Source organism: Paenibacillus sp. 01L418 (genome assembly GCF_056400045.1).
Window position 1 is genome coordinate 1 of sequence record NZ_JBFTSN010000481.1, and the last position, 4,427, is coordinate 4,427.

The window sequence follows — 4,427 nt, forward strand, 5'->3', positions numbered from 1 at the left end:
GAACTAGGCGGCGAACAGTACCTGTTACGATATCACCAATTGCAAATTGACCACCAGCAGAATCCCAAGGACCTGGTTGAGCGGCTTTCAAGCTAAGGCTGATTTTTCCAGCAGCTGGATCAACTTTAAGTACTTTAACGCGTACCGCTTGACCTTCAGAAACTACATCCTTCGGATGTGCAACATGCTGCCATGACAACTCGGATACGTGAACTAGGCCGTCAATGCCACCGATATCAACAAAAGCGCCGAATGGTGTAAGACGTTGAACCGTACCATCAAGTTCTTGACCTACTTCAAGCGCAGCAATAACTTGCTTTTTGCTTGATTCGAATTCAGCGTCAAGTACTTCTTTTTGAGACAAGATCACTTTGTTGTTCTCACGATCGATTTCTTTGATCTTAACGCGAAGCGTACGACCTTTGTAACCTGCGAAATCTTCAACGAAATGACGCTCAACCATCGATGCTGGAATAAATCCGCGAACGCCTACGTCAGCAACAAGGCCGCCTTTTACAACGTCAGCAACAGCAACTTCAAATACTTCGCCGCTCTCAAAACGTTTTTCAAGAACATCCCATGCTTTTTCGCCGTCAACTTGACGTTTTGAAAGAACAAGCTTTTCTTTCTCGTCATCGATGCTTACAACTTTAAGCTCAACCTCTTGACCGATTTGAACAGCATCCGCTGCGTTTTCAATCTGCACTGCAGAAAGCTCACGAACCGGAATAACACCGTCATATTTATATCCAAGGCTTACATAAGCTTGGTTATCTTCGATTTTGACGATCGTACCTTTAACGGAATCGCCTTTTTTCAAAGACACGAAATTATCCAAAGCGTCTTGGCTTACTTCTTCCGCCACGGATTCTTGCACATTAGTTTCTTCTGACATTGAAATAACCTCCTCAGTTCTAACCCCAACTTTATTTAAATCCGCAAGCGCCTAGAGCGAAAGCAGCATTTAAAACATAAATTAACGATTGTTTGCAGCTAACTCGCGAATGCGAGCCATAATGGCGTCTGTTACTTGCTCAAGCATATCAGGCGATGATTCTTCAATAATTGCAGTAAGATCAATAGGCTTGCCGTAACAAACGATTATTTTGCTGAATGGTCTATATTTACCGACAATGGCAACAGGAACGACTGCTGCGCCGCTGCGAACAGCAATCATGGCTGCACCCTTCTTGGCTGCTCCAGATTGATTGTTGCGAGAGCCTTCCGGAAAAATACCCATGACATTGCCTTCTTTCAGCAACGTGATCGCAGACTTGATAGCGTCCTTGCTCACACCGCCGCGTTTGACTGGAAACGCGCCAAACGAACGAATAAGAGGCCCAAATACGGGAACTTTAAATAATTCCTCTTTCGCCATAAAATAAACCTTGCGTTTCACCTTGACTCCAACCGTAGGCGGATCAAAGTTACTCAAATGATTCGAAGCGAGGACAACAGGTCCGTCGGCTGGAATATTTTCCGTGCCTCTAGCTTCTAATCGAAATAACACCGTGTAAATAACACGCAGGAGAAACCTAAAAATAAGATATGACATAGTTTACTTCGCCTCCGCCAATTTGGTTCGGCTTAATTTCACAATTGCATGAATGACTTCATCAATTGTCATGGCGGTGCTGTCGAGTACAATAGCATCCTCCGCACATATGAGCGGTGAGATGTCACGTTGCTCGTCCAAACGATCACGTTCTGCGATCTCCGCTTCCAATTGGGCAAGCGAAATGGTTTGAGTGTCCACTATTTCACGGTAACGGCGAAGTGCCCGTTCCTTAACGGATGCAGTCAGAAAAATTTTCAGTTCCGCATTTGGCAGCACATGTGAACCAATATCACGGCCATCCATTACGACGCCTTTACGCTCTGCAAGCTTGCGCTGCAAGTCGCCAAGAACTTCACGTACCGTTTCATTCGCAGCAATATGAGACACTTGAAGCGTCACTTCGCGCGAGCGAATCAATGCGGTTACATTTTCACCATTCACAAATACCGACTGGCCATGTTCACCAGGCTCAAGCTCAATCTCTAATGCTTTTACTAGTTCAGCAAGTTTGGCTGTCTGGTCCACCTTTACTTCTGCTCGCTGGGCGCTTAGTGTTACTGCGCGATACATAGAGCCTGTATCGATATACACATAGCCAAGCTGCTCGGCGACTTTCCGTGCAACCGTGCTCTTGCCCGCGCCTGCCGGCCCGTCAATTGCAATGTTCATACGGTCGCTGTCACCTTCGTGATGCACCACCTAAGGTCAACCCCCTTTTAGTAGAGACGGCTGGCCGAATGCATGTAAGAATGCGACGCAAACCTCTCAAGAAAAAAGCAGGCTTTGCCTGCGAACGTGAAAATTATACCACACTATATACGCAGATGCAAAAGCTGAGCGTCAGTTCATATGGGTTCCTTCCCACTGATCCACACCCGTCAGCCAATATCTAACCGTATCATTTTGCAATGCTGCTTGTGAGCATACGAGTAAAATAACGAGCGTAATGATGATTTTCTTCAATACGCTGCTTACTTCATCCGTTAGTTTAATCATTTTTTTGCGGTTTGTTTTTTTATGTAACAGATTTCGTGTCATATGGACAACCCCTTCCTCTTTCTGGGTAGTTTTCCATATTAAACGAATGTTATTCAGCGATTGCGATATTCTAGCTGCTTCTCAAAGCAGTACCTGATAACCTTTTGCCGCTCTGAATCATTGATGCTCACATATTTAATCATAGCCTGCTTCCTTCCGGATTCAAGCTGGACAACTCGTACGACTTCCCCACGGAAAAAAGCATGTTCAATGGTCCCGTTCTTAAACGGAACTAGCAACCAGCACTCTAGTACTTGTTCAGGTGCGATCTGCCATTTCCCATCACATATAAAGGAGATTCCGCCACCGCCAACATCATCGGTTTCACATACAAACCGAATGTTGCTTGACATTTTAACAGCAATCTCAAGTTCAGCTGATACGCGCAAGAAGCTGCGTCTTTGAACTTTAGTAATGCGATCCAGTTCAGGCCTGCGAATTTTTATGAGTTTAACAACGCCATCCTCTTTGAATCCAAGGACATGTGAATCGAAATAATTTTTTATGCCATCCTCTGATACAAAATAAACAGAAAGCTCATCTCCTAAAAAAAGACGCTTGTACCTTCCTGATTTCTCGCTAATTGGAACTTCTATTAGTAAGCCGTCCTCTTGCTCATCGGCAATACGGGACTTGTATTCAATCGCTGCTTCCTCTTCGTCTGACGATGCGATCTGATAGTAAAGCATTTGGTTCACTTTTGGCAACAAATTGACTCCCCCCATTTACATGTCATTATAACACGTCGATTTGAGGGGAGCCATATCGTTATTTGTCAGAAGCTGCCTTAGAATCTTCATGAGACATTTCCTCAATCGATTCTTCCGTGCCGGTTTCTGCATTGATATATACGCGATAAATCGAACCGTTCATATTACCCGTATATTCATAGCAAAGAGCCTCTTTGCCTAAATCGTTGAAGATGATCGCCATTTGCTCGGTTTGCACCTTCATCTCCGGATTTAGCGCCTTCCTTGCCTCAGCTTTTGTAATCGTTGGACTAGGTATCTTGCGAGTGTGATGTTGATACACATAATCATTTGCTTGCAAGCCTACCGTCTGCCCTTTATCAAGAGCAACCTTCAAGGTTAATTTATCAGGGTAAATAAGAACCCCGTTCTGTGTACCTACATAGGTAAATGCACCTGTGTTTTCATACTTGTCATAGCTAATAGCTTTCATATCCTTAAATCCGTGTTTCTTTAAGAAGGAATCAGCCGATGCTTTTGCCTCTTCAAAAGTCACTTTCGCTTCTCCAATATCACGAGAATTCAAAAAGTAGAGAAGCTGGCCGCCTTTTTCCGTAAAATCCATTTGAAGCGTACTGTCCTTGCCTTCTTTCACCGTCGCTGAGAACGAAGCATATTCAGTTCCTTTCGCATTTTCAACAACACGGATGTCAGCATTAGGAACATCAGTAAACTTAGCCGCTTCTTTTTTAATTTCTTCAGCGGTCACCATGTTTCCGCCAAGCATTTTAATCGTACGCTTCTGATACATGCTGCTAACGGAAGGGCCCCAATTGATTTCTGGATATTCACTTACCTTCTTGTCTACCGATCTAAAGCCGTCAATGATAATGTTGGGGTCACTTGCGTTTTTGGCAGCTGCGATTTCAGCGTCCATCCAGCGCAGACGGTTGTTCAGCACATCCTTCTGCATCTTTGACAAATCCTTCGATATTTCCTGTGAATTCGTATAGAGCGTCTTAAGCGTCTTGAATTCATCAGGCGAAAGCGGCTGCTTCGTCAAGTCGCGAACAGATGTCTTGTATGCAAAGTTTGCAATGCGCGACAGGAAGTCTTCTGCTTCATTGAAAGGAAGCATTGAT

At 44.4% G+C, this 4,427-nt stretch carries 6 protein-coding genes; all 6 read right to left on the bottom strand.

Translation table 11 applies throughout. The features are described from left to right. A partial coding sequence (locus AC1DSE_RS30855; protein ID WP_477528741.1) for a S1 RNA-binding domain-containing protein occupies nt 1-895 on the bottom strand: 895 nt, incomplete at its 3' end. An 81-nt stretch (nt 896-976) separates the two neighbouring features. Further along, nucleotides 977-1,555 carry a lysophospholipid acyltransferase family protein gene (locus AC1DSE_RS30860; RefSeq protein WP_339203291.1) on the bottom strand — a complete coding sequence of 193 codons (579 nt, stop codon included), beginning with the start codon at nt 1,553-1,555 and terminating at the stop codon, nt 977-979. Between the two features lie 3 nt (nt 1,556-1,558). Next, a complete protein-coding gene (gene cmk, locus AC1DSE_RS30865) occupies nt 1,559-2,227 on the bottom strand; it encodes a (d)CMP kinase (RefSeq protein ID WP_339209675.1) in 669 nt (222 codons plus the stop codon). 171 nt (nt 2,228-2,398) lie between these two features. Next, nucleotides 2,399-2,596, bottom strand: coding sequence for a hypothetical protein (locus AC1DSE_RS30870; RefSeq protein ID WP_076271362.1), 198 nt, complete (start codon nt 2,594-2,596; stop codon nt 2,399-2,401). A gap of 53 nt (nt 2,597-2,649) precedes the next feature. Then, entirely contained in the window at nt 2,650-3,306 is a 657-nt protein-coding gene (locus tag AC1DSE_RS30875; protein WP_076271363.1) for a flagellar brake protein, read from the bottom strand. Between the two features lie 58 nt (nt 3,307-3,364). Continuing rightward, the coding region (gene ypeB, locus AC1DSE_RS30880; RefSeq protein WP_477528742.1) for a germination protein YpeB at nt 3,365-4,427 on the bottom strand (1,063 nt) is incomplete at its 5' end.